Source organism: Paenibacillus albiflavus (genome assembly GCF_004344915.1).
Lineage (GTDB): Bacteria > Bacillota > Bacilli > Paenibacillales > NBRC-103111 > Paenibacillus_AM > Paenibacillus_AM albiflavus.
In genome coordinates this window covers 156,750-183,061 of the sequence record NZ_SKFG01000008.1, presented here as the reverse complement: position 1 = coordinate 183,061, position 26,312 = coordinate 156,750, and the positions used below count along the sequence as shown (strand labels likewise).

Here is a 26,312-nt window from a genome sequence, read left to right as displayed (position 1 = left end):
TATGGGGGGGATAGCCGCGGTGATGCTATTCCCCATAGTAGTCACATTCACTAACTCCTTCATGACGGAAGCTGAAATTAACTATAACTACCATCTTATTGGCCAGATGGTCGATGTAGCGACAGGGGAGAAGGACGGATTTATCAATTTGAAGCTGATTCCCGACTGGGTGTCATTCAGTCAATATACAGAGGTACTGTTTCATAAGCCTGTATTCCTCCAAATGTTCTGGAATTCAGTGTTTATGGTCGTACCGATTATTGTGGGGCAAGTGCTGGTCGCATCTTTGGCTGCGTATGCGTTTGCCAAGCTTCGATTTTGGGGTCGGGACAAACTGTTTGTCCTTTATTTGATGACCATGCTTATGCCGTTTCAAGTTACTTTGGTGCCAAATTATATTATCGCAGATAAGCTGGGGCTTATGAACACAACTTCCGCCATCATATTACCGGGGATATTCAGTGCCTTTGGCGTCTTTATGCTCAGACAGTTCTTGTTGCACATTCCGAATTCGTATATTGAAGCGGCCAAAATAGATGGGGCCGGACATTTGAGAATTTTTTATCAAATTATGGTTCCGCTTATTCAGCCAGGGATCGCAGCGCTTGTCGTATTGCTGTTTGTTGACTATTGGAATATGGTCGAGCAGCCGCTCATATTTCTGGAGGATGCATTCAAGCAGCCATTATCCCTATATTTGTCGAGCATTAATGAAGGGGCAAGGGGCGTCGCTTTTGCTGCGTCCGTTCTGTATATGACTCCGATGGTGCTGTTGTTTTTATATGCGGAATCCTATTTTGTCGAAGGTATTCAATTATCGGGAATTAAAGGATAGTCAATTACATGGGGGGATTTTAATGGAAATTCAGCCTGCCGATCAAGCGTTAATTGGACGCAAACGGAAAATCCTCATCCTTTTCGGCTTGTTCATCAGTCTGTTGATCGGATTTACCCTGTTCAGCAATACACTGATGTCATTAACTTTACCCAAAGTGGCGTTAATAACGGCGGGTCGGGGCGAACTTGTTCATACATTTCAAGGCAGCGGGACTGTGAAATGGCGTATGGAATCAGCCTTAACGGGCGCTGCGGGAGGGAAAGTCAAGCAGGTCAATGTCAAGGTAGGGGAGCTTGTCAAGAAAGGACAGGCGCTGGTCGTATACGATACGAAGGCAGTTGAGAATCAGATACTGGATGAGAAGGCCGCTCTTGATAAGTTAAACATTTCGATTATAGAGCTGCAGAATAGTTATAAAGAGATTTATTATAATGGGGATGAGAAGAGCATCGAAAGCGTTAAAAACGCTTTAAAGGTTAGCTCAATCGATAAGGATGTTCTACAGCGTAGAATTAAAAAACTGCAGGAGGATTTGTCGGCAAATGGCCTACTAGCTGCACCTTTTGACGGAATCGTAACGAAAGTGGGTGCGGTGGAGGGGCTGGGTTCAACTGGAGGAGCACCTGATATCGTCATAGCCAACACAAGCCTTGGCTTTGAATTCGAGCTTCTTGCCCCTGCCGATGCTATTGGTCTTCTAGAAAAAGGAGCTAAACTGGATGTTCAATTGAGGGGCAGCAATGCCAGGCAAGCTGAGGGTCATATTGAAGAAATTCAGGATGATGAGCCCCTCATTCAAACAGGCGAAGGCGCAAGCCAAACGATATACACTGCAATGAAGCGACTGATCATTTCGATTCAGGACGATGCTTTGCAGGGAGGGGAGCGGGCCGAGGTCGAGCTAACCAAAACGACGCAAGATGTCATTTTGGTAGACAATAAAGCAATTCGCAATGAGGGAGACAAAAAGTACGTATTTGGTGTAGAAGAAAGAAACGGGCCTCTTGGCAATGCTTTTTACGCTCGCAAACGATACATTACAATCATAGATTCGAATGAAACTCAATCAGCTGTAATCCAGGGTTTATTCGATCAGGAACAAATCATACTCGAGAGCAGCGACCCATTGCAGGAGGGAGACAAGATTCGAGTCCATTAGTGTTGCCAAATAGAGAGCTTATCTTTTTTGTGGTTATGGTAAACTAACCGTTGGTTCAAGAATCGTTAATGTATTTGTGTATGTGTTGAGATTAACCGTAACACCTATTGGTATAGCGGCCTTATACAGTCCATGAGCTGCGGCCAGATTAGTTATAAGCGGTTTACCTAGTGGAACTATCACTTCATCGATTAGATCGTCGTATGATTTACCGTATGCAGTCTGGCAACCCGAGCATTGCCCCATTATAATGCCAATACAATCCTGAAACTTTCCTGCTAGTCTCAAATGATTGATCATACGATAGACTCTATTGATCGGTTCATGTGTATCCTCAAGAAATAGAATACTACCCCTCGTATCAATTTCAAATGCTGTCCCAAGTGTATCTACAATTGAAGTAAGATTACCGCCGACAATAGGCCCAGTGACATTACCGGCCACCTTGCTTATAAGCGGTATATCGGGCGGGTTCAGAATAAGTCTTGGCGCTGCATATAAAGAAGTTGCTTCGAAGAATTGGTCGTAATTATATGCGGGAGTAGTCATACTGAAATCAATCAGAAGTAAGCTGGAGAAAGTCACTAAATCACTAAATTGATACAACGTATTGAGCAGCACGGAGATATCGCTATATCCCGTAACGATTTTGGGATTTGCAGAAATTATTCGGTAATCTAGGTAAGGTAAAATTCCTGCCACTCCTACGCCACCTCGAGTAGGAAGGATCATTCGTACACTGGGATCTAGGAACATATTCATCAGATCTGCTGCCCTTTGTTCGTCTGTACCTGCAAGAAAGCCATCGCTTGCGTAAACATAATTACCTACAACGACTTGAAATCCCAAACCTTGTACAACAGAAATACGACTATTTATGGTTGCAGAACTAAGAGGACTTCCGAGTGTTACAATGCCTATGGTATCCCCTTTCTTCAGAATCGACGGATATATGGGCATAAAACACCCTCCTCTCTTGCTGTTTTACCTAGCTTACAATTGTAAATGCCTAACATATGTTAATAATTATGATGGGAAAATTCTTGATATGAGTTATACTATCGTAAAAAGATAATCCTAATATCAAAAAAACCACAGTTTTGGCTGTGGTTTTAGCATGTGAATAGATTTTCACAACTGATACACAGAAAGCAGGTTTAAAGTGAATGGTAGAAAATAAACAACAGAGATTTCGCTTCAGCGAAGCACCCATCTGGGATTTGCAAAGGACTTATTATGAAGAAGAAGGGATGAAGGCTTGGAAAAATGACCAGGTTCCACAATATATAACGAGCAACCCCATGATTGCCACAGCTTACGCGGAAATGATTTTCGGATTTCTTCAAGATTTGTCCCATAAGGGGGATATATCTGAACCTGTTACGATCCTGGAACTGGGGGCGGGAGCGGGGCGTTTTGCTTTTCATGTATTGCATAAACTATGCGAACTAAGGGATTATGCGGGTATTGTGCTGCCGCCATTTCGCTATGTAATGACAGACTTGGCGTTAAAAAATATTGCCGGTTGGCAACAACATCCTGCTCTACAATCTTTTATTCAGCAGGGAATGCTGGATTTCGCAGTTTTTGATGCTGTGTCTGACACGGAGCTAAATTTGGTTGTGGCTCGTACAACCATTCGGGAGGGTGATTTGAAGCAGCCGCTGGTGATTATCGCTAATTATTTTTTTGACAGTATTCCGCAAGAGCTGATCTATGTGGGTGATGGTAGGATTTTTGAATGCGATGTAGTAATCGAGTTTCCGGAGAATTTCAATCGACTTAAGCCGTCAGAAGCACTGAAAAATATGACGCTGAATTATGAGCATCGCCCTGCACCTGAATACGAAGAAGCAGTATATCCGTATCGCGATGTGATCGCGCTGTACCAGAAGGAGCTCGAGGATTCCCATATTCTGTTTCCAGTGGTCGGATTGAAATTGCTGGAGCGGCTTAATCAACTATCACAATCAGGTTTACTACTGATTACAGCGGATAAAGGCGACCACAGACTGGAGAACTGGGAGTTTGCAGAGCCTCCCGAGTTAATTCATCATGGCAGCTTCTCTGTAACGGCAAACTATCATGCGATTCAATATGTGCTTGAGCAAAGAGGAGCATTGTCACACTTCCCCACCTCACGTCATTATAAAGATCTAAATGTTGGTTGTATTCTCATGTTGGAATTACCAATGAGCTATTCCAACACCCGGCTGGCCTATCGGCGGTTTATCGAACGGTTCGGACCAGATGATTTCTTTGGTATGAAGCAATGGGTAGACCAGCAAATCGAGACGATGGGACTGCAACAAATTTTGGCCTTTTGGCGATTAGGCGGATACGATGCGGAGTTTTTCATCCAGAGTGCGCAACGCATCTCGAGCCTGTTGCCAGATGCGAGCGATGAAGAAATACTGGATATCCAAAGCGGCATACATATCATGTGGTCATCGTATTATGTGATGGAGCAACGCTATGATTTGGCGTTGGACGCTGGACTTCTTTTGTTCGAGATGAACATGTATGAGGATGCAATGCAGTTCCTTAAACAATCCGTAGATGAGGATGAAGACGAAGCTGTACCGACTGTCTTATACTGCCTGGCTATATGCAGCTATGAGCTCGGGCTTGAAGAAGCTGCGCTCGCATACATCCGCGAGGCATTAGTTCTAGAACCTGGGCATAAAGAGGCCTTGGCGCTACTGAAATGCTTTGAGTGATTTTGCTTATCATAAATTATGAGAGTACCCCCACATCTATAAGTGGTAGGATGAATCGATTTTCTTTTTTGTTTTTTTTGTATATTATAGAGATAAGGAAAATCTTGCTATGCAAAGTCTAAGTTAATTTCAGCGTTCCAGAAGCACACGAACATCTGAAATTGAATCAGATAATCGTAATTGAAAGGGAAGGGAAAAGCATAGGATAATAATAGAAGGGGGGAGAAATTCAGCTGATGCACAAATTAATGCTGTCTTTTATATTCCTAATTGTTGTGTTCTATATGATTGTTCCCTATTGTATTACTCGTATATTCGGCGTGTGGGCATTCAAGAAGGCAAAGCATGCGAAGCAAATTGCGTTTACTTTTGATGATGGACCTAATCCTCTTTATACACCGCAATTATTGGATTTACTACATAAGCATGGAATTAAAGCAACCTTCTTCGTGCTTGGGAGCAAGGCGGAGCAATATCCTGATTTGATTAAACGGATGTATAAAGAAGGGCATCAGATCGGAATTCATAACTATCGCCATGTGGCTAATTGGATGATGACTCCTGTAAGAGTCCGCAATAAGCAGGTGGATCGAACCGCAGACATTATCGAGCAAATTACGGGTGAACGGCCTCATTATTATAGACCCCCTTGGGGCTGTGTTAATCTAGGCGATCTGCTCCTGCTGCGCAAGACCTATCGGATTATTCTGTGGTCTATCATGGCTTGGGATTGGAAGCCTGGTGGCGATGCAGGCAAGCTCAAACAGATTCTGATGAAGAATTTGAAGCCAGGATCTATCATTCTATTACATGATAGTGGAGATACGCCTGGGGCGGATTTGGATGCACCTGAATTTATGCTCGAAGCTTTACGGGAGGTACTGCAAGAAATTAAACCGCTAGGTTATGAATGTGTAAGGGTTGACCAATTGATGGAAGCCGAGCAAGCGCAAGTGGGGACTAGTGCTGAGCACAAAGGAAACTATCCTGATGAAATGGAATCACAGGATGCCATATCAAGTCATTAATACGAATAGAAGGGCTTAGCACAGGATCCATGCGCTAAGCCCTTCCTTATTTTTAAAAGTATGTTTGAAGTTTGACTTTGATTGGACCTTCGCTTGCAACTACAGCTTGACAGCCTAATCGGAAGCCTTCCTTAATTTCTTCTGGCTCTAATCGTAAAATCTCCGCTTCAGTAGGCTCATTCAAATGCGCTATCCCTTCGCTAACATGGCATCTGCATCTAGCACATTTGCCTTTGGTACAGCTAAAGCCCCAATCTACCTTATGCTTATCTGAATGATTGAGAATGGTTAATCCAATCTCAGGCTCTACTTCTTTGCTTATCGTACGTCCTTTTAACTCTAACATGAATTCGATCCTCCTGATCTTGTGAGATATACGGAGCGCCTTGTGAGAACTAGTTATGTAGGCGTGTATTGTAGAGTATTATATCGTTCATAACCTTGGCAATACAAGTGATAGAATAGGTTTAGAGGTCTGCTTTGCAAGAAGTTAACGATGATGTAATATTTGGAGAGATAGATAGAATGAGGAGGCCAGTATAAGATGAAGCTTAATGATCATGAGATTTATGTCTATGTAGGTTCTTATGCAGAGGAAGAACTACCAGGAATATATGTATATGCATTCCACACTGTAACAGGCAGCTTGCGTTTAGTAGAACAATATGCGGGCATCTTGAACCCATCTTATTTAACAATTGATAAGGGAGGGGCACGATTGTATGCCGTCAGTGAGGGGGATGAAGGGGCAGTAGTTGCATATGCGATTGATCCCGAGACAGGTAGCCTGAATCGTCTTAATTCTCAGCTGACATTAGGCGCTCATCCTTGCTATGTAAGTTTGGATCCAAGAGGACAGCATATCATGGTTGCGAATTATACAGGCGGCAATGTTGGCCTGTTTCCAATTACAGACGAAGGAATTGGTTCAGTAGCGGCCAATATTCAGCATGAAGGCTCGAGTGTTCAGTTAGATCGTCAGGAGAAGGCGCATCCACATTCCATTGTGACGGACCCAGCGGGTAATTATGTATTTGTGCCTGACCTCGGGATGGATCAGATTGTGGTTTACAAGCTTGATGCAAATCAGCATAAGCTCATGCGAGAGAACAGCGTATCGGTCAAGTCAGGAGCGGGTCCACGTCATCTTGTCTTTCATCCAAAGCATGCGTACGCTTATGTTATTAATGAACTGGATAATACGATCATCGCTTACACCTATAACAGTCAGCAGGGGACTTTAGCCGAAATTCAAACGATTTCCACTCTGATCGATTCGATTGTCGAGGTAAGCTATTGCGCAGATATCCATATTACGCCGAATGGGAACTTCTTGTATGGTACTAACCGTGGGGACGATAGTCTTGTTGTATTCCAGATTAATGAAAGCGATGGTACGCTGACTTATATCGAGCGTATTTCCACATTCGGCAATTTCCCGCGTAACTTTGCGATTATGCCAGGTGGTAAATTCATCTTAGCAGCGAACCAGAACTCGGATTCAATTATAACGTATGCTATCGATCAAGAGACAGGACGCTTAACGGTGGTAGGCGAGCCTGTTGAGGTAGCAAAACCAGTATGTATTAAAGCTTAAGACCGCTGCTCACGGTAAATAACCGTACCCATAATCCCAATTGAAACGATGATTAATAGACTTGGGATGAGAAAGATCGTTGGTGTAATGCCTTCTATTAATAGAGGCAGGAAATACCCGATTAATGAAGCAGTCTGTGAAATAAATACATATAAGCTGGCACCGAACCCTGTTCGATGAATGAACATGCGCTGGACATAACCCATCCCAACACCGTAGAGAATCGATACAAATAAGGAGTACAGCGGTTGAACGAGAAAGAACACAACAAGTGAATTAACGGTTGCGTAAGTTACATAAGTGATCAGCGCAAATAGGCTGCCGAGCAAAATAATCCGTTTGCTGCCGTATTTAGCTGCCCAATATCCTGCCATCGTCATGAAGATTAGCTCAAATACAGCCTGCGCACTCCAGATGTATGACATGAGCTTAGGATCGCCGAAGCGTACGTTAACGACTAGTGGCAAATATAGACCACGTATTGCATCCGCACATGACAGAAGCAGAAGGGCAATTAACATGATGAGTGATAACGCTTCTCCTTTGCCTGTATTCGATTGGGAAGCTCCACCTGTGATTTCTTTATATCCGATCAGGATCACGAAAAGTGATGCGTATCCAGCGAGATTGCCCCATAGTACAGCGGTAAAATGACCGATTAAAAATAAGTTGGCGCCGAGGAGCAGCCCTGTGAAGAATCCGACACTGTAGGTTGCTCTTAGCCAAATTTGTGATATTTCAACGACATCAGCAGCCAAGCGGTGAAAATGATTGCGTGACATCGCAAAGAGCTGTCCCATAATCATACCGGAAGGCGCGACGGCTAGCGTCATTCCAACGAGCGCATGCATATAATTATCAGCGTTCATATAAATGATAATACCGATCATACAGATGAATGCGGCTGCTAAGGGAATCCATTTCTTGCGATGGATTCGATCACTGAAGAAGCCAACACTGATCGTAAGTGTCATGTTAAGCAGGAGAGAGATAGCGAAAATAGAAGCGATCTGCCCCTTGCCAAGACCGACTGAATCTTGAAGGTAGATGGCATTCATGGGTGCTAGAATTCCTGTACCAATTCCATATAGAAATAAGATGAGAACGAGTAGCGGGGCACCTTTGACTCGAATGAATTTGATGAAGTCCGCTTTAATTTGCATGCTGCAATATCGCCTCCCTAGCGACTTGTAAATCCAATAATTAACAAATATATTACATGATGTTGTTGATCAAATATAGGAAAATTTTCAAAAGAGGAACTGATAAAATGATTCAATTAATAGATATTCAAGAACAACAAATCGCAGCGAGAATCCAAGAGATTCAGCTAGCATCTTACCAAATAGAAGCGGAGTTGATTGATTTCACTGATCTGCCGCCACTTCGAGAGACAATTCAAGATCTAATCGCTTGTGGCGAAATCTTTTATAGTTATGTTGATGAAGGAACTATAGTTGGGGCTATTTCCTATACAATAGAAGCGGATCAATTGCAGATTTGCAGAATGATGGTACACCCAGCGTATTTTCGCAGAGGGATTGCCGATCAATTGCTCGCGCATCTCATGGACAAGTACCCTGAGATAATGAAGATTGTCACAACAGGCGCTCTGAATGCACCTGCTATTCGCTTGTATCAGAAGCATGGGTTTAAGCTCGTTCGAGAGATCGAGGTAGAACCTGGCCTTAGCTTAGCTTGGCTGGAAGCTTAAGATAGTTAAATAGATAAAGGACACTCATTACGTTGACTACGTCTTAAGTGTCCTGCATTAGGATTAACTATAAAGTTGCAATGTAACGGAAGAGCATTTCTTCCATTCCGATCATATGAGCTTTGTATTCCTCATCAACATCTATGCCCAGTGAATGTAGGACTAAACCATCCCGCAATGCCCAGAACAGAGTCGAGGCTGTGTAACTGTCGGTGTCCGAACGAAACTCGCCAGAATCTTTACCCTCATCAATAATATCTTGGACAAATTTTGTAGCCATTTCGATGTGCTTATGCATAACTTTCTTCAGTGAATTCTGCCTAGATGAGATAAGCATGAATTCCAAGTGAAAGCTAAGCAACTCTTTGAGGTCATCTAGTGTTTGATCTGTAAACATACGTACGAGCAATCGAAGCTTCTCTGAAGCAGTCGTTAATTCCCCAAATTTGCTCGATGTCTGGGTGATCATCCACTCCATACGATTCTCCATCAACTGCTTATAAATATCTTCTTTACTTGTGAAGTAGATGTAGATGGAGCCTTTGCTCATCAACAAGTAGTTTGAAATATCAGTTATTGTTGTGTCGCGATAGCCCTTATCTGCAAAACAATGTAGTGCTGCATCAAGGATTGCCAGTCTTTTCTCATCTTTATATTCGACTGTTACTTTCGGAGCCATTATATATACCACTCCTATCCTTATATTATTAATTTACTAGGTTAATTGTTCAACTGTCTCTTTGTCAAGCTTCTTAATAAGCGCAGTAACTAAACTTACGGCATATTCAAAATCTTGTTTGGCCATTATGGCTTGGTGACTGTGAATGTAACGAGTCGCAAAGCCGATTGCGATAGATGGGCAACCAATCCCTTGTAGATGGAATTTACCTGCATCCGTACCTCCACCTAGCTGTACATTCAATTGAACAGGGATTCCAAGTTCTTCTGCTGTATCAAGTACTAAGTTACGAAGTTTCATATGTGCAATGGTACTGGAGTCAAACAGCATGATGAGAGGCCCTTCACCGACATTGCTGCTCCCATGAAGATTCTCAAGTCCAGGTGTATCCTGCGCTACACCTACATCGATAGCGATGGCGATATCGGGCTGAACGAGATTGGCTGTTGTAGCAGCTCCACGTAGTCCAACTTCTTCTTGTACAGTGGCTCCTGCAAACACGATATTCGGATGTTCTTCAGCTTGCAATCTGCGAAGTGTCTCAGCGGCAAGTGCGCAGCCAACCCGATTATCAATTGCTTTGCCAGCCCATAGCTCGCCGTTGCGCATGGTGAAAAAGTCAGAAATCGGAACAACTGGATCACCAATCTGAATCCCCATTTCTTTTACTTCCTCTTTGGAACTAGCACCAACATCGATGAATAGTTCCTTTAGTGGAACGACTTTTGTTCTTTCTTCTGCTGTAATGACATGCGGTGGTTTTGAACCCACAATGCCCACATAATCGCCTTTTCGAGATTTGATTCTTAGTCGCTGGGCAAGCACGGTATGGGACCACCAGCCGCCAACTTGCTCGAAGCGCAAAAATCCTTTATCCGTAATATGAGTAACCATGAATCCGATTTCGTCCAAATGACCTGCCACGAGTACACGAGGACCATGCTCCAGCCCTTTTTTGACACCAATTATACTGCCAAGACGATCCTTGATTATTTCATCAGATACAGGCTCAAGCAGCTGCTTCAGCTTGTCATGTACCTCTTGTTCGAAGCCAGAAATCCCATCTAACTCAGTTAGCTCTTTCATCATAACTGTTACTTGATCCATATTTAATCACTCCTTTGGATTGTTTCAAATAGAGAATGGCTGCAATGATAGTCACGATAATAACGGAGCTATGCATGATGACAACCATTTGACTTAGAGAAAATAAGGTGATCAGCATTGGTGCAATTACGAATCCAACGCCGAAGCCTAGTTTACCTAGTAAGCTTGAAATCCCAAGGATGCGTCCACGAATATGGTTATCACATTGTTGCATAATGGTAGAATTAGTTGTCATTGCACAAGCATCGGTTAGTCCAGTTAGAAATGCGAATAGCAGTACGATAGGTAAATAAGTGGTTGAGAATATAGCGATAAATCCAACCGACATTAGAATGGTAGAGATAAAATAGGTTCGATACATGTACTGCTTAATGAACGCAACCTTCGGTAGGAAGTACGTCGTAATGACGTTGCCGAATGCCCATACCGACCAAATTATTCCATAGTATAGCGCTTGTTTGTTCACGTCGATCTGTTCAGCGAGAAGCGGTACACCTAAATTATGTGAAGCTGATCCGAATGTATCGAATAGGAATACTAAGAAAATGAGCAGTAAGATAGGTCGACCCCATAAATACGTTTTAACCTCGCGCATATCGCTAGTGATTTGCCGAAGTGGCTGTTTGAAGGTTTTGCCTTCTGCTACATGGGTGTGATTCCATTTCATTCTCATGAGTACGATAGCAGAGATAGCGAAAGTACAGCCATCAATTAGGAGTACCGATTCAAATCCAAGAAAATCATACAGCATGCCACCAGCTAAGAATCCGATAACCATACTGATTGATGATAGTCTGGACAGCATAGCATTAACTCGCAGCAAGTTGTTATTGCCATAAATTTGCGGAACCTCAGCCATAAAGCTGACTTCAAAGAAGCTGGACATCAGACCCATCAGGAATCGAATGACGAGAATCATGATCGGGCTCGGGAAGAAGATTAGACTGATAATCAGCACAGCACGTAACCAATCGGTGACAATCATGATGCTTCGTCTGTCTAGTCGATCAGCAAGAACACCTGAGAATATGCTGGATATTAAGCCTCCAAGCATCGAGACTCCTAACAGTGCAGACAGCCATGCAGCGCTTCCCGTAGCAGCATATATAACGACGCCAAGAGCAATGGCATCCATTCTGCTCCCTAGATCTGAGAAGGCTTTGACATATAAATAAGCTCGATTCGTCAAAGGGCAACTCCTTGTTTCAAAATAAATGACTGGCCAGTCATTTATATAGTTGCACAAATATTCTGACAAATCAAGATGTATTTGATGAAAATAGCAGCACATGGTAAATTGGAGTATATAGATGCTTGTGAAAAAGTTGACACTTTATCTATATTTATTTAAAATAATTATTATATAATAATTATTATCGATATAAAACTATCATTTTAGGAGGCATACATCATGTATAAATCTATTATTATTGGAACAGGTCCTGCTGGACTAACTGCAGCAATCTATCTTGCACGTGCGAACATGAATCCACTAGTAATTGAAGGGCCTCAACCAGGTGGACAATTAACGACAACGACAGAAGTTGAGAACTTCCCTGGATTTGTCGATGGTATTATGGGACCTGAATTAATGGATCAAATGCGTAAGCAAGCAGAGCGTTTCGGTGCTGAATTTCGTTCTGGCTGGGTGACGAAGGCTGATCTTTCGGAGCGTCCTTTTAAATTAACAGTAGAAGGAATTGGGGAGCTAGTTACAGAAACGGTTATTATTTCGACTGGCGCATCTGCAAAATATTTGGGCATTCCTGGGGAAACTGAGAATGTGGGCCGTGGATTAAGCACATGTGCGACTTGTGATGGTTTCTTCTTCCGCAATAAGAAAATTATCGTTGTTGGCGGCGGAGATTCTGCTTTAGAGGAAGCGAATTTCTTAACTCGCTTTGGTTCTGAGGTTCGTCTTGTTCATCGTCGTGATGAGCTTCGCGCCTCCAAGATTATGCAGGATCGCGCAAGAAGCAATGAGAAAATTAAATGGAGTCTCAACTACACACCAGTTGCAGTTGAATCAGGTCCAATGGGTGTAACAGGTCTTAGAGTACTAAATAACGCTACAGGTCAAGAAGAAGTGTTTGAAACAGACGGTCTATTCGTCGCGATCGGCCATACACCGAATACGAAGTTCCTTGATGGACAGATTGCTACTAATGAAGTAGGTTATATCCAAGTGAACCCAGGTACTTCCGAAACGAATATCCCAGGTGTATTTGCTTGTGGAGATGTGCAAGATGATAAATATCGTCAAGCGATTACATCAGCAGGCAGCGGTTGTATGGCAGCACTGGACTGCGAACGTTTCATTGAACATAATGAATTGAAAGTCGCTGAACCTCAGAAGTAATAAGTTTAATTAGAAGAAATAAGCTTAATCATATGCACGTTATTTAGGAAGGGAGTTAATCACATGTATGATGTTCTGATTATTGGTGCAGGTCCTGCAGGCGCAAGCGCAGCGATTTTCACTGCGAAAGCTGGACTCAAGACACTCGTTCTTGATAATGAAACCGGAATGACGAAGCGCGCTCGCGTGGATAATCATTATGGTGTTATGGGGATAGATGGCCCTGATTTAGTTGCTGTTGGACGTAAGCAAGCAGAACAATTCGGTGCGGAAATTCTTACCGAGAAGGTAGCCGACATTATTGAGCTGGACGAAGGCGGATTTGAAGTTAAGACAGAAGCAGCCTCGCATCAAGCTAAGCATGTTATTATTGCAACAGGTGCGGCGATCATGTTGGCACAGGAAATTGGCTTGACCGTCGTTCCTGGTAATGAGCCGAGGATCAAGTTCGTCGTCGAAGTTGATGAGGCTGGCCGTACAAGCACAGATGGTATCTGGGCGGCAGGCGTTATCGCAGGCGTAAGCGTGCATACGATTATTACAGCAGGTGATGGCGCTAGGGTAGCGATTAACCTAATCAGCGAAATCAAAGGTGAACGTTACGTTGATCATGATGTATTGAAAGCTTAATCAGCTAAGTAATATCAGATGGGGCGACTCTGAAGTCTTTATGACAGTAGAGCCACCCCATTTGGCGTTTATATAGTAGTTTCATAACAAAAAATGGTGCAAATCCGCTATTTGATGAATCATGATTTTGCGATTATGGATGGAGATTGTTTTATTTTTCTTAAGCTGATTTAAGAGTCGATTGACCGATTCCCGAGTCGTACCAGCCATATAAGCAACTTCTTGATGAGTTAGCTGCAAATTGATCAGTATGCCATTTCTGTGTCTTATTCCGTGTTCCTCGGTAAGACGAATAAGTAACGAGGCAATACGTAAATTGACATCATTCGCGCAAAATTCCCGGATTCTATTATTGAGCAAATGAATTCTTTGACTTAATATTTGAATGATATACTTCGCTAATTCAGCATTTTCAAATAATAGCTGCTCAAAAGCTTGAATTGGCAGTGCGGAGACGACTGCATCCTCCACAACTTCGGCCGTAACTGGATAGGGATCGTCAACGAAAAAAATAGAGTACGGAAACATGCTGTCTTTCCGAAGATAATGTATAATATTCTCATTACCAAGAACGTCAACAGTATAAATCTTCACAATTCCACTATGGATAAAATAGACAGCATCACGGCTATCACCTTCCATGATAATGTGAGATTTCTTAGAAAATAGTTGTATATTAGAAATATTTTCTAGTTTATCCATTTCAGTTTTATCTAGTGCTTGAAACATTGAAAGGCTAGATAACGTCTGTTTATTGGAATGCATCTGTTAACTCCTTATGTAAAGTTAAATCGCATATAGCATGTACATCAGATATATAATGTGTTAAATATTTCTTAATATACGCCGAATATGGATGTGATCAGCAGTGTCTCGTAAAACTTTATTTAGCAAAAGACTGAAGACATGGGGAAGAGGCAAACGAGTTCTTATGGTATTTGCCATTCTTATTTTTGTTGTTTCCTCTCTCTTCTATGTAACACCAACGGGTTCGAGATTTCGGACGATATTAGCGGAAACGGCGATTACAACGCAATCTTTTCGCACTTGGTCGTGGGTATTTGTTGGGGGAACTGAACGGGATCGAATGATTAAAGAGCTGTTCGAGGTCAATGACAAGAATGCGGCTGAGGAGCAGAAGCTGCCTGAGGAACCGTTCATACATAAAGAAATGACTCAGCTAACGAAGATCGAAGACATATCAGGCGATGGCTGGGTCGGCAAGAAGATCTATATCTATGATCCCAAAGCGATTCGAGTTGTTGTCCCTCAGAAGCAAGGCACTGGTGAAACCGTATCGTCGATGGTCAAACGTACGCATGCCGTTGCGGGTGTAAATGCAGGTGGATTCGTTGATCCAGGCGGATTCGGTAATGGATTCGCTCCGATAGGAGTTGTCATGTCAGGCGGTGAAGTGCTGTATAACGACTCGGCGGATACAACCCCACAGCATGTCGTTGCCTTTACGAAGGATGGTGCTTTGATTATTGGGAAGCATTCGGTAAAAGAATTGCGTCAGATGAACGTTACAGATGCGGTATCTTTCTATCCACGGGTTATTGTGAATGGGAAGCCGCTGATTACGAAGGGCAACGGAGGACGTGGAATCCAGCCTCGTACCGCTGTTGGGCAGCGTGAAGATGGTACGGTGATCTTCGTTGTCATTGATGGACGTCAAAAGCATAGTATTGGTGCGTCGCTGCGCGATGTACAGGATTTGCTGCTGGAAGAAGGGTGCATCAATGCAGGCTTCTTGGATGGGGGTTCTTCTTCCGTACTAGTAGGCGAGGGTGGAGAAGTCTTGACGAAGCCATCGTCACCGAACGGCAAAGAGCGTACACTACCGTCGGCTTTCCTCGTCTTTAATAATGCGGAGGATGTGAAGGTCCATAATGTGTGGGATGGTCTCGATACGATTGATCCAGGTGGGACATGGGACCCAGATAAAGCGTGGAAGCCTGATGGTCAGACGACTAAGCCAACTTCCACTCCAACGCCTAAAGCGAAGACGACCACAGTTCCGACCTCTACACCTAAGCCTGACCAAACGGGAGATCGGAGCAATTCTACCAAGCCTAATAGTACGTCACAATCCCCAACATCGACTCCTAATAAGGCTGATATACCTAATAATAATCCATCCGACCCAGATAATTCAGATCAAGATGGTGTTGGTTAACAGAAATTTTGAATGTCAAAAGTCCTTAAACAGCAAGGCTGTTAGGGACTTTTTCTTATTGAACGGTGTTTAAATATTTGAATTTATCTAAAAATTAGTTTTCTAGTATTTTATATTAATGCTATAATAAATTGAATTTTATAAAATCTAAGGGGGATAAGAATGAAAAAAACATTACCATTAACACTATCAGTTGTCCTTGCAGCAGGTACACTACTTGCAGCTTGTTCAAGTAAAGAAGCGGCTTCAACTCCTGCACCTTCCAGTGCAACAACACCTACACCTGCTGCTGCTACAGCAACACCAGCTCCAGCAGCGCCAGTTAGACCAGAAATTAAGAGTGATGGATTAATTCCAGCTTGGGACAACTCAAAGAACCCACAGCAAGCGAAGAATCGTAAGGATTCTGCAATTATCGGGATGACAGCTCCAGACGGTATCTTCAATCCGTTCTATTCCGAAACAGCTTATGATAACTATGTTGTTAACCTAATTTTCGATTCTATGTTGACGGTTAACAAAGATGCAACTTACTCACCAGCATTAGCTGCTGAAATGCCTAAGATATCTGACGATAAGCTTGTTTATACATTCAAATTAAAACCAGACTTGAAGTTTAGCAACGGTGATCCGATTACAGCAGATGATTTTGCGTTCGCACTTACTATTCTTCATGATAAATCATACGATGGACCAAGCGATATCAGCTTAAATCACATTAAAGGTGGAGACGCTTACAGAGAAGGTACAGCGACTTCCGTCGAAGGCATTAAAGTAATCGACCCGCTAACAGTCGAAATCACGACAACAGAAATCGGTGCGACTACTATGTCGGATTTGGGAGGTTATCCAATTGCTCCTAAATCTGTTTATGGCAAAGATTACAAGCAAGGAAATCTTGATTACATGAAGGACCTGAACCATACACCAATTGGCTCTGGCCCATACACACTTGCGAAATACACACCAGGTCAAGAGGTTGTATTCGCACCGAACGCAACTCACTATGGAGGAGCTCCAAAAACTCCTAACATCATCTATAAAGTAACGACTGACGAAACACAAATGCAAATGCTTCAAACTGGTGAAACTGACATGAATATGATTTCAGTTAGCATGGATAATGTTAACGCGCTAATCGATCAAGGTTTCATGGATGTTAACATCTTCCCTACAAACGGTTATGGTTATATCGCATTTAACCACAAAAAAGCGAAGTTCCAAGACAAGAAAGTAAGACAAGCGCTTGCTTATGGTCTAGATCGTAAGCAAATCGTTGAAGCTGTATATGGTCCATTTGCGGATGTAATTAACATTCCACAATCCAAACTATCATGGGCATACACAGAAGATGGCATTGAGAAATATGAGTTTAACCTGGATAAAGCGAAGCAATTGCTGGATGAGGCTGGTTGGGTAGTTGGCAAAGACGGCATCCGCGAGAAGAACGGCGAAAAGTTCGAGATTAACTTCGTAGCAACTTCACCTAACGTAGTTAACGATGCCATCATTCCAGTTGCAACAGCTAACTACAAAGAATTAGGCATCAAGTTCGTACCTGAGCAAATGGACTTCACTGCTGTAGGACAGAAGCGTAAAGAAGGTAAATTCGATATGCTGTTCATGGCATGGGGCTTAACACCTGATCCAGATCCAACGAATATCTTCTCATCAAAAGGTTCACAAAACGAGATTGGCTACTCCAATCCTAAAGCAGATGAGCTGATGAAGGCTGCACTGAAAGAAGTAGAGATCGACAAGAGAAAGCCGGTCTATAAAGAACTATATCAAGTATTAAATGATGACTTGCCTTACATCTTCATGTACCAAAGAAGAGATATGTGGCCAGTTAACTCCAGATTACAAGGATTTGATATGTCACCATACAAGAACTTCACTTATAGCTTAGCTCAAGTTCAAGTTCAATAATTTGGTTTCATACTATATGCTCAGTCCGTATGGGCTGAGCATATAACCTATTTATCTAGGAGGAATACTATGTGGCAATACATCGTTAGAAGACTACTACAGCTAATTCCGACCCTTATTGGGATTTCCATCATTGTCTTCACACTTTCTGTACTAGTCCCGGGCGATTATATAGACTCGAAGACCAATCCGAATTTGACTGCAGAGCGAGCAGCTCAATTAAGAGAGCTGTATGGATTGGATAAACCGCCAATTGAACGTTATGTCACTTGGACCAAGAATATGCTGACGGGCAACATGGGCGACTCCATGCAGCATAGAATGCCCGTAACCAAAGTATTAAACACTTATGTATGGAATTCATTCTATTTATCTATTATTGCTCTATTCATTTATTGGATTATTGCGATCATAGTGGGTGTGTTCTCAGCGATGAGGCAATATTCCGTATTCGATCGGGTTGTGACGATTCTCGTATTTGCCGGAATGTCGTTACCTTCTTTCTTTATTGCCTTGCTGCTCATCAAGCTATTTGCAGTAGATGTCCCTCTACTTCCGATAGGCGGTATGACGACTGCTGGTATGAATGCATCAGGTGGCGAATATTATATGGATGTCATCAAACATATGATCTTGCCTGTAGCGGTAATTGTAATGTTAAGCGCAGGAAGCCTAACACGTTATATTCGGACAAGCATGCTGGAAGTTATCAGACAGGACTATATTCGTACGGCACGCGCCAAAGGGATGAAGGAGAGAGTTGTTATCTTCAAGCATGCTTTGCGAAACGCGATGCTGCCTGCTATTACATTACTAGGATTTGAACTCCCTAGCTTGTTCGGGGGTTTCATCATCATGGAGAAAATCTTTATCTGGCCTGGTGCTGGTAAGGTCTATTATGATTCGATTCAAGTGAGGGATTATCCGCTTCTGCTTGGATTTACAATGGTGCTTGCACTTCTAACTTTACTTGGAAATTTAATTGCAGATGTGCTGTATGGCGTAGCTGATCCGAGAATTCGATTGAAATAAGGAGGTAGACGATTTGTCTCTGGAAACTGCACAAGTGAATGTCAAGGTTGTTACTAAGAAGGAGAAATCCTCTTCTCCTATGAGAATTGCATTTAGAAGATTAGCGAAGAACAAATTGGCAATGGGAGCACTTATCTTTATCGTTCTTATGTTCCTTATTTGCTTCTTAGGTCCTTTATTTTTGCAGTATGATATTAATTCGATTAGTGTCGCTAACAAAAATAAAGCGCCTAATGCCGCTCACTGGGTAGGAACAGATAGTTTAGGACGAGATGTATTGCTGAGACTTATGCTTGCAGGACGCGTTTCTCTAACAGTTGGTCTTGCTGTTACTGCAATTTCCGTTTTTATCGGCACAGTTTTGGGAGCGATCTCAGGTTTCTATCGCGGAATTGTCGATACGTTAATCATGCGTTTAGCTGATATTATTTCTTCCATTCCAAGCTTGCCTTTGCTTATCATCTTTGGCGTCTTGTTATCTGACTTTAAGGTTGAACCTACGCATCGTCTCTTTTATGTAATGGGTATGTTAGGCTTCATTTCTTGGCCAGGGTTAGCGAGACTGATTCGCAGTCAAATCTTAACGATGAGAGAACAAGAATACATGGTGGCAACGGAAGCGTTGGGGCTTAAGGATTCACGCAAAATTTTTAAACATTTAATACCCAATACGATTCCGACAGTTATCGTCTCTGCAACTCTAGGAGTAGCAGGCGCTATTCTAGCAGAATCAGGTTTAAGCTTCTTGGGACTCGGCGTTGTCCCGCCAACACCGACATGGGGGAATATGATTGGAGCGGCGACGAATTGGATTGACTTCAGTACCAGACCTTGGCTATGGGTTCCGCCTGGCTTATGTATTCTTGCTATAGCAATTGCTATTAACTTCCTTGGCGATGGATTACGCGATGCGCTTGATCCTAAGCTGAAGAGATAGGAGAGTCCGTTATGGCTAAAGACTTATTACAATTTCGAAATCTCAAGACACAGTTTCATACGGAGTCTGGAGTTGTCAAAGCAGTTAATGATGTAAGCTTCAGCATTCGTGAAGGCGAGACTGTTGGGGTCGTTGGTGAATCAGGTTGCGGTAAGAGTGTGACTGCGATGTCCTTAATGCGTCTGGTTGAAGCGCCGCATGGTAAAATCGTCGGCGGTGAGATTTTCTTCGAAGGAAGAGATTTATTAAAGCTGAAAAACCATGAAATGAGACTCATTCGCGGTAATGATATTGCGATGATTTTCCAGGAACCAATGTCCTCATTGAATCCAGTTCTAACAATAGGCGAGCAAATCATAGAGCCCTTGATGGAACATTTGCTATTGCCTAGGAAGGAAGCTCGTGCCAAGGCGATAGAACTCGTTAAGCTCGTAGGTATTCCAAGAGCAGAGCAGATTGTTGATTCTTATCCGCATGAACTATCCGGTGGTATGAGACAGCGGATTATGATTGCCATTGCGCTTAGCTGCAATCCGAAGCTGCTTGTTGCGGACGAGCCTACAACAGCACTCGATGTAACGATCCAAGCACAAATTCTGGATTTAATGCGCGATATCAAAGAGAAATTTAAGACGTCCATTATGCTTATTACGCATGACCTTGGTGTCGTGGCAGAAATGGCAGACTATGTTGTTGTTATGTACGCGGGTAAAGTAATTGAAGAAGCTTCCGTATTTGAGTTGTTCAAAAATCCGAAGCATCCGTATACCAAAGGGTTAATGAAGGCGAAGCCTGTTATTAATCAAAGACAGGAACGTTTATACTCAATTCCTGGACAAGTTCCGAATCCAATAGAATTAGGGGATAATTGTTACTTTAGTGACCGTTGTGAATCCTGTATGGATATTTGTAAAGAGAAGCAACCACCTTTACGCACACAAGAGAATGGTCACAAAATTGCCTGCTGGCTGTATGAGGAGGGACAAGGACAATGAGCGAAGCTCTATTAGAAGTTCATGACTTGAAGAAATACTTCCCGATTCGTGGCGGTGTTTTTCAAAGAACAGTTGGGCATGTCAAAGCAGTTGATGGCGTATCCTTCAGTATTAAGAAGGGTGAAGCCTTCGGTCTAGTTGGCGAATCAGGTTGTGGCAAGAGTACAATCGGCAGAACGATCCTGCGTCTAAACGAGAAGACATCTGGACAAGTCATTTATAATGGTACAGACATCCATACTTTAAATAAGACCGACATGCGTAAATTAAGACCCGAAATGCAAATCGTATTCCAAGATCCGTATTCCTCATTAAATCCGCGTATTAATGTAGGGCAGGCTGTTGGTGAGGCATTGCTTGCACATGGTTTATGTACGAAGGCAGAATTACGTGATCGAATCAGTGAAATTTTTAATATTTGTGGTCTGGCTCCTTATCATATTAATCGTTTTCCACATGAATTCTCTGGTGGACAAAGACAACGGATCGGTATTGCTAGAGCGTTAATTATGAATCCGCAATTTATCGTTGCGGACGAGCCAGTGTCTGCGCTTGACGTATCAATTCAAGCTCAAATTATTAACTTGCTTGGTGACTTGCAAGAATCAAGAGATTTAACGTATTTATTCATTTCTCACGATTTAAGTGTGGTTGAACACTTATGTAATCGTATTGGTGTTATGTATTTAGGTTCGATGGTTGAAATGGCTTCAAGAGATGAATTGTTCAAGAACCCATTACATCCATATACAAAGGCGCTATTGTCAGCAGTTCCAGTCCCAGATCCTACTCTCAAAAGAGAACGTATCGTTCTTCAAGGCGATATCCCGAGTCCTGCAAAACCACCAGTAGGCTGCAAGTTCCACACACGCTGCCCTATTGCAACGGAGATTTGTAAGCAACAGGTGCCAGAGTATAGAGAAGTTGGATCGAATCACTTTGTAGCTTGTCATTTGGTTTAATCGTATATAAATAATGAAGAGGCTCCCTATTGACTAGGAAGCCTCTTGTTTTGCTTTGTGAGATTTAATATTGAGTTAAGTTGGTCTAAAGTAATTATCTTAGAAAATTATGTAGTATCCAAAGATGAGTCACGGATTTACCCCTTTGACGATAGCTTTAAGAAGTTACTCTTTCATAGTACAAGGATGAAGTGCAGAACACTGATTAGAAGTTGGAGTTACTGTTTGAGCATAGGCAAAGGAAGCTAATGAGAAGGTAAATACTGCTGTAATACCAAGTATTATTAGTTTCTTTTTCATATATTCACCACCTTATTCTAATATATTTACAATGTAACATAAATGTTAAATCGTGTAAATATAGCGCTTTCAATTTTATGAAAAATACAAATTTTCAGTTAACCTAAAATAAATGCTTCATTTCTACCTAAATGTGATGTATATCCTTGATTTTATTGTAAATATAATAAAGACTCTAATTCTCGGGTATGTTTCTATAGTAGGAAGGAAGTGACTCAAATGTTAGAAGAAGACCATATTTCTCTAATTACGATTTGCTCCGATTCAGTTGGCGAGACAGCTGAGTCAGTTGTAAGAGCGGCGATTCGGCAATTTGAACAATGCGATGTTAGGCTTCGCCGCGTTAGGCAGGTTCGTAAAGTAGAGGAAATTAAGGAACTAATTGCAGATACTGCTGAACATAGGGGGATCATCGTATATACGCTTGTACAAGCCGAGCTTAGATCGGTAATGAAGACGGAATCCAAGAAATATGGCATCCGTGCTGTAGATATTATGGGTCCGATGATGGAAGCGCTGGTGGAATTGCTTGAGGAATCACCAAGGCGTAAGCCAGGCTTATTACATCAATTAGATGAGAATTATTTCCGAAGAGTAGAGGCGATCGAATTTACGGTAAGATGTGATGATGGTCGTGAATCTCACCTGATGCTTGAGGCAGATATCGTTCTATTAGGCGTGTCTCGAACCTCGAAGACACCACTCAGTATTTACTTGGCACACAAAGGTTATAAGGTTGCTAATTTTCCGCTCGTACCAGAGCTGAAACCGCCACAAGAGCTGTTCCAAATACCACCATCGCGGATTATTGGGATGACGATGGACCCGTCACAAATGTATAAGATACGCACGCAGCGTTTGCAAACACTTGGTCTTTCGGCAGATTCACAGTATGCGACGATGAATCGAATCGAAGAAGAACTGGCGTTTGCAAGACAATTGTATGAGCAGTTGGATTGCCCGATCATTGATGTGACAGACAAAGCGATTGAGGAGACAGCAGGGATCATTCTAGGTTATAATGAATGAAATTGCCTGGGAAGAGGGGATACGGCTTGAGTCGTAAGCAATGGATCACATTAATCGTGATGTTAGGGATATTCGTATTCTTCGCAACAACGTTTTCAACCTCTTGGATCACTGCATTTGATTCTGCCGTTGGCGATGGCATTCGCACGCTACGTAGTGATGTATTGACTCCGATATTTATTCTGATAACCGATATGGGTGAATTTTTACAAGTTCTGATCGTTGGGATTGTTTTTGCGTTATTCGCCATCTTTGTACTGAAATTGCGATGGAAGATTGTGATCATGGCTGCAGCGGTTCTATGCTCGCTCGGAACGAATAGGCTGCTGAAAGCATTTTTCGCACGTCCTCGTCCAACAGTCGAGCATTTGTCTTTCGCTGATGGCTATTCATTTCCTAGTGGTCATGCGATGATTTCAACGACGTTCTATGGATTGCTTGGGTTCTTGCTATGGCAATATTTCAAAGAACACGGAAAACCCGTGCTAGCACGCTGCATCTTAGTAGTAACCATTATATGGACAATTCTAATCTGTGTATCCCGCATTTATCTAGGTGTGCACTTCCCAAGTGATATTTTGGCAGGGGCAGCATTAGGCTTCGCATGGTTTATAGCCGCTACGGCTGTTATGGAGAAGGTAAAGAGATAAGAAATAACATAGATATAAGGGACCTCTATTGTCATCAGATGACAAGGGGTCTTTTTATTTAAAATTGGTTACATTTCTCATTTTGTCTGTAAGATTTTTTATGTATGATATACAAGTTGTTTATAAAAACACGACGAAGATATTACATCATGGAGGGTACAATGGGGACGACGAACACACAGCAAGTACAGCATGTCAAGATTGCAAATGCAGATCCATCTGCACTGGGGCTATTTGGGCTCGCAATGGTCACTTTAGTGGCATCATCTCAGAAATTAGGTTGGACAGAAGGATTAGCTTTTATCATTCCATGGGCTATATTCTTAGGTGCTTTTGCACAATTATTTGCTTGTATTAATGATTCAAAGCATGGGAATACGTTTGGAACTACGGCTTTTGGGGGTTTTGCATTTTTCTGGTTCGGCACAGCGACTTCGTGGATGATCAAGCTTGGTGTATTCGGTGAAGCGCTAGCATCGGATGTAGATGGTAAGCAGCTTGGATTCGCGTTTCTCGGCTATTTGATCTTCAGTTTATTCATGACAATTGGAGCAATGGAAGCCAATAAAGTGTTGTTTGTCATCTTTGTACTGATCGATTGTTTATTTTTGGGTCTAACATGCGACGCTTTCGGGATTGCACCACATGTTATGCATAAGTTTGCGGCTGTCTCTGAGCTTGGTATTGCGTTAATGTCTTTCTACGGCTCAGCTGCAAGTGTGCTTAATGCGCATTTTGGTAGAAGCTTCTTGCCGCAAGGGAAGCCATTTGGTATTTTTAAAAAATAAGAATGTATAAGTTTTATATCAATAAGAAATCCGCATATACGAATCCAGCGAATGCTGCGATCGTTATGCGGATTTTATTTTTCAATGGGATATAATCAGGCTTACTTGCTAGGATAACCTCGTTTGTATTGCTTAACAGGCTCTACTTGATGATCGCCTAATTGATGCAGAGCATGGACTGCCCAATAAGGGTCACGCAGCATGCCGCGTCCGATTGCGATTAGATCTGCGTCCTCATTCACTAGCACCGACTCTGCTACTTCGGGCTGATCTAGATTGCCGACAGCAATAACGGGAACGTTAAGCGCTTGTTTGATCGCTCTAGCGAATGGGACTTGATAAGCGGGTGAATGACCTGAGAATTTGATTTTCTTACCCGCTGGTCCATCTCCGCCAGTTGAAATGTGAAATACGTCCACACCAGCAGACTGATATTTGGAGCAAACTTCAATCGCATGGTTAATGTCATAGCCACCATCCATATGCTCAATTGCGGAGACGCGCATGATGAGAGGCATTTCTTCAGGCAGGACACTTTTGATCGCTTGGATGACTTCTACACCAAATTTAGTTAAGTCTTGACCATATTCGTCGTTTCGGCGATTTATGGCTGGGGAATGGAATTGATGAATTAAGTAGCCGTGTGCGCCGTGAATTTCAATCGTATCCACACCAGCTTGCACCGCACGCCGAGCAGCATCTTGAAACTTCTGTACCATAGCTTTGACTTCACTAGTAGTGAGCGCACGAGGGAGCTTGCCAGCACGGTTCGGGTTCGTCTCGTCACATGGACCAACAGGCTCAAGTGAATCTTCAGCTTTGCGCCCTGCGTGAGCAATCTGTATTCCTACCTTAGCGCCATATTGCTGCGCATCGCGAATGATGCGAGCAAATTCAGGGACATGTTCATCTGACCATAAACCTAGGCACTGATTGCTAATACGGCCATCTGGTTCGACATCGGTCATTTCGATAATAATCAGACCCGTTCCGCCAATGGCTCGTGATACATAATGTATGTAGTGCCAGTTCGTTGGCATGCCATCCATCGCTTCGGCAGAATATTGGCACATCGGCGCCATGACGATTCTATTTGGAAGGTGTAGACTCTTCAATTGTAGCGGTTGCGACAGATTGCTCATATTGGTGATTCTCCTTTAATGGTTTTTGATTGGATGCGGTTGAATTCGTTGATGGCGTACTGCGGAATATAAGGAATAAAGCTGCGAAAAGCAACACAGCACCTAATGCACGCTGCCAGTTAAAAGGGACAGGCATTCTGCCAAACCAGCCAAAGTGATCGATGACCAAACTCATAATAATTTGGCCGACAATGACGCTAATGACAGTAATACCAACGCCAAGCTTCGGAACGGCTAATACATTGCAGACCACAAAGAATGCGCCGAGAATTCCGCCTAATAACATCCATTTCGGAACTACGAAGATGTCAGTAATATTCCCTTTGCCTGTAAATAACATAATTAACGTTAGAGCAATGAGTCCAATTAAGAAAGAAGTAAACGCTCCTTCAATAGTTCCGATTCGTTTGCCTAATTCACCATTGACGCCTGACTGTACACTCACACCCATCCCGCTTACCAGGACAAGTAAAAGCAGAAATAAATGATTCATATGCCCTCCCGATAACCAAATTTATGTATCTTATTTTTCTTTAGT

At 42.6% G+C, this 26,312-nt stretch carries 27 protein-coding genes; 17 read left to right on the top strand and 10 right to left on the bottom strand.

What is annotated here, in order from left to right:
• Position 1: 1 nt before the first annotated feature.
• Entirely contained in the window at positions 2-835 is an 834-nt protein-coding gene (locus tag E0485_RS10155; protein ID WP_132417951.1) for a carbohydrate ABC transporter permease, read from the top strand.
• A gap of 22 nt (positions 836-857) precedes the next feature.
• Positions 858-1,997, top strand: a complete 1,140-nt coding sequence (locus E0485_RS10150; protein WP_132417914.1) for an efflux RND transporter periplasmic adaptor subunit — start codon at positions 858-860, stop codon at positions 1,995-1,997.
• 33 nt (positions 1,998-2,030) lie between these two features.
• Here the strand turns inward: E0485_RS10150 and E0485_RS10145 are convergent, their stop codons facing one another.
• Positions 2,031-2,957, bottom strand: a complete 927-nt coding sequence (locus tag E0485_RS10145) for a S66 peptidase family protein (protein ID WP_132417913.1) — start codon at positions 2,955-2,957, stop codon at positions 2,031-2,033.
• Positions 2,958-3,163: 206 nt separating this feature from the next.
• Here E0485_RS10145 and E0485_RS10140 point away from each other — a divergent pair, with 206 nt between their 5' ends.
• Positions 3,164-4,717, top strand: coding sequence for an SAM-dependent methyltransferase (locus E0485_RS10140; RefSeq protein ID WP_132417912.1), 1,554 nt, complete (start codon positions 3,164-3,166; stop codon positions 4,715-4,717).
• Positions 4,718-4,953: 236 nt separating this feature from the next.
• Positions 4,954-5,745, top strand: a complete 792-nt coding sequence (locus E0485_RS10135) for a polysaccharide deacetylase family protein (protein WP_132417911.1) — start codon at positions 4,954-4,956, stop codon at positions 5,743-5,745.
• Between the two features lie 52 nt (positions 5,746-5,797).
• Here E0485_RS10135 and E0485_RS10130 read toward each other — a convergent pair whose 3' ends face one another.
• On the bottom strand, positions 5,798-6,091 hold the full coding sequence (locus tag E0485_RS10130) for a 2Fe-2S iron-sulfur cluster-binding protein (protein WP_132417910.1): 294 nt from the start codon (positions 6,089-6,091) through the stop codon (positions 5,798-5,800).
• Positions 6,092-6,289: 198 nt separating this feature from the next.
• On the opposite strand from E0485_RS10130, the gene E0485_RS10125 reads away from it, so the two are divergent.
• Entirely contained in the window at positions 6,290-7,342 is a 1,053-nt protein-coding gene (locus tag E0485_RS10125) for a lactonase family protein (protein ID WP_132417909.1), read from the top strand.
• On the opposite strand, the gene E0485_RS10120 is transcribed toward E0485_RS10125, so the two are convergent.
• A complete protein-coding gene (locus E0485_RS10120; RefSeq protein WP_132417908.1) occupies positions 7,339-8,505 on the bottom strand; it encodes an MFS transporter in 1,167 nt (388 codons plus the stop codon). The genes E0485_RS10125 and E0485_RS10120 overlap by 4 nt on opposite strands.
• Positions 8,506-8,612: 107 nt before the next feature.
• Between E0485_RS10120 and E0485_RS10115 the strand changes: the two genes are divergently transcribed.
• The gene (locus E0485_RS10115) at positions 8,613-9,056 is read left to right on the top strand and encodes a GNAT family N-acetyltransferase (protein WP_165921139.1); all 444 of its coding nucleotides are present in this window, start codon (positions 8,613-8,615) and stop codon (positions 9,054-9,056) included.
• Between the two features lie 67 nt (positions 9,057-9,123).
• Here E0485_RS10115 and E0485_RS10110 read toward each other — a convergent pair whose 3' ends face one another.
• The 3 genes from E0485_RS10110 to E0485_RS10100 are packed head-to-tail and all read right to left on the bottom strand — an operon-like array spanning position 9,124 to position 12,031.
• Positions 9,124-9,735 (bottom strand): TetR/AcrR family transcriptional regulator, encoded by a 612-nt coding sequence (locus E0485_RS10110; RefSeq protein ID WP_132417906.1) that lies wholly within the window; start codon positions 9,733-9,735, stop codon positions 9,124-9,126.
• Positions 9,736-9,771: 36 nt separating this feature from the next.
• Positions 9,772-10,842, bottom strand: coding sequence for a M42 family metallopeptidase (locus E0485_RS10105; protein ID WP_132417905.1), 1,071 nt, complete (start codon positions 10,840-10,842; stop codon positions 9,772-9,774).
• Complete coding sequence (locus E0485_RS10100) at positions 10,805-12,031, bottom strand: MFS transporter (protein WP_132417904.1); 1,227 nt, start codon at positions 12,029-12,031, stop codon at positions 10,805-10,807. The genes E0485_RS10105 and E0485_RS10100 overlap by 38 nt, the downstream gene beginning before the upstream one ends.
• Positions 12,032-12,253: 222 nt before the next feature.
• Between E0485_RS10100 and trxB the strand changes: the two genes are divergently transcribed.
• Together trxB and E0485_RS10090 are read left to right on the top strand one after the other, a co-directional pair.
• Positions 12,254-13,201 carry a thioredoxin-disulfide reductase gene (gene trxB / locus E0485_RS10095; protein WP_132417903.1) on the top strand — a complete coding sequence of 316 codons (948 nt, stop codon included), beginning with the start codon at positions 12,254-12,256 and terminating at the stop codon, positions 13,199-13,201.
• A gap of 63 nt (positions 13,202-13,264) precedes the next feature.
• Positions 13,265-13,831, top strand: a complete 567-nt coding sequence (locus tag E0485_RS10090) for an FAD-dependent oxidoreductase (protein ID WP_132417902.1) — start codon at positions 13,265-13,267, stop codon at positions 13,829-13,831.
• An 81-nt stretch (positions 13,832-13,912) separates the two neighbouring features.
• Here the strand turns inward: E0485_RS10090 and E0485_RS10085 are convergent, their stop codons facing one another.
• Positions 13,913-14,596 carry a Crp/Fnr family transcriptional regulator gene (locus E0485_RS10085; RefSeq protein WP_132417901.1) on the bottom strand — a complete coding sequence of 228 codons (684 nt, stop codon included), beginning with the start codon at positions 14,594-14,596 and terminating at the stop codon, positions 13,913-13,915.
• A 103-nt stretch (positions 14,597-14,699) separates the two neighbouring features.
• Here E0485_RS10085 and E0485_RS10080 point away from each other — a divergent pair, with 103 nt between their 5' ends.
• The 6 genes from E0485_RS10080 to E0485_RS10055 all read left to right on the top strand — a co-directional run bounded on the left by E0485_RS10080 (position 14,700) and on the right by E0485_RS10055 (position 21,865).
• Complete coding sequence (locus E0485_RS10080; protein ID WP_132417900.1) at positions 14,700-16,010, top strand: phosphodiester glycosidase family protein; 1,311 nt, start codon at positions 14,700-14,702, stop codon at positions 16,008-16,010.
• Positions 16,011-16,172: 162 nt separating this feature from the next.
• Positions 16,173-17,939 (top strand): ABC transporter substrate-binding protein, encoded by a 1,767-nt coding sequence (locus tag E0485_RS10075; protein WP_132417899.1) that lies wholly within the window; start codon positions 16,173-16,175, stop codon positions 17,937-17,939.
• Positions 17,940-18,008: 69 nt separating this feature from the next.
• Positions 18,009-18,971, top strand: a complete 963-nt coding sequence (locus E0485_RS10070) for an ABC transporter permease (RefSeq protein ID WP_132417898.1) — start codon at positions 18,009-18,011, stop codon at positions 18,969-18,971.
• Positions 18,972-18,984: 13 nt separating this feature from the next.
• Complete coding sequence (gene opp4C / locus E0485_RS10065) at positions 18,985-19,908, top strand: oligopeptide ABC transporter permease (protein WP_407944841.1); 924 nt, start codon at positions 18,985-18,987, stop codon at positions 19,906-19,908.
• Positions 19,909-19,919: 11 nt separating this feature from the next.
• Positions 19,920-20,903: an ABC transporter ATP-binding protein gene (locus tag E0485_RS10060; RefSeq protein ID WP_132417897.1), complete on the top strand. Its 984-nt coding sequence runs from the start codon at positions 19,920-19,922 to the stop codon at positions 20,901-20,903.
• Entirely contained in the window at positions 20,900-21,865 is a 966-nt protein-coding gene (locus E0485_RS10055) for an ABC transporter ATP-binding protein (protein ID WP_132417896.1), read from the top strand. Before E0485_RS10060 ends, E0485_RS10055 begins: the two co-directional genes overlap by 4 nt.
• Positions 21,866-22,030: 165 nt before the next feature.
• Here the strand turns inward: E0485_RS10055 and E0485_RS25685 are convergent, their stop codons facing one another.
• On the bottom strand, positions 22,031-22,165 hold the full coding sequence (locus tag E0485_RS25685; protein ID WP_268957532.1) for a hypothetical protein: 135 nt from the start codon (positions 22,163-22,165) through the stop codon (positions 22,031-22,033).
• 219 nt (positions 22,166-22,384) lie between these two features.
• Here E0485_RS25685 and E0485_RS10050 point away from each other — a divergent pair, with 219 nt between their 5' ends.
• The 3 genes from E0485_RS10050 to E0485_RS10040 all read left to right on the top strand — a co-directional run bounded on the left by E0485_RS10050 (position 22,385) and on the right by E0485_RS10040 (position 24,632).
• A complete protein-coding gene (locus E0485_RS10050) occupies positions 22,385-23,194 on the top strand; it encodes a pyruvate, water dikinase regulatory protein (protein WP_132417895.1) in 810 nt (269 codons plus the stop codon).
• Between the two features lie 26 nt (positions 23,195-23,220).
• Positions 23,221-23,844 (top strand): phosphatase PAP2 family protein, encoded by a 624-nt coding sequence (locus E0485_RS10045; protein ID WP_165921138.1) that lies wholly within the window; start codon positions 23,221-23,223, stop codon positions 23,842-23,844.
• A gap of 161 nt (positions 23,845-24,005) precedes the next feature.
• Positions 24,006-24,632: an acetate uptake transporter gene (locus tag E0485_RS10040; RefSeq protein WP_132417893.1), complete on the top strand. Its 627-nt coding sequence runs from the start codon at positions 24,006-24,008 to the stop codon at positions 24,630-24,632.
• A gap of 101 nt (positions 24,633-24,733) precedes the next feature.
• On the opposite strand, the gene E0485_RS10035 is transcribed toward E0485_RS10040, so the two are convergent.
• Together E0485_RS10035 and E0485_RS10030 are read right to left on the bottom strand one after the other, a co-directional pair.
• Positions 24,734-25,774: an NADH:flavin oxidoreductase/NADH oxidase gene (locus E0485_RS10035; protein ID WP_132417892.1), complete on the bottom strand. Its 1,041-nt coding sequence runs from the start codon at positions 25,772-25,774 to the stop codon at positions 24,734-24,736.
• Entirely contained in the window at positions 25,722-26,267 is a 546-nt protein-coding gene (locus E0485_RS10030) for a DMT family transporter (RefSeq protein WP_132417891.1), read from the bottom strand. Before E0485_RS10030 ends, E0485_RS10035 begins: the two co-directional genes overlap by 53 nt.
• Positions 26,268-26,312: the final 45 nt, after the last annotated feature.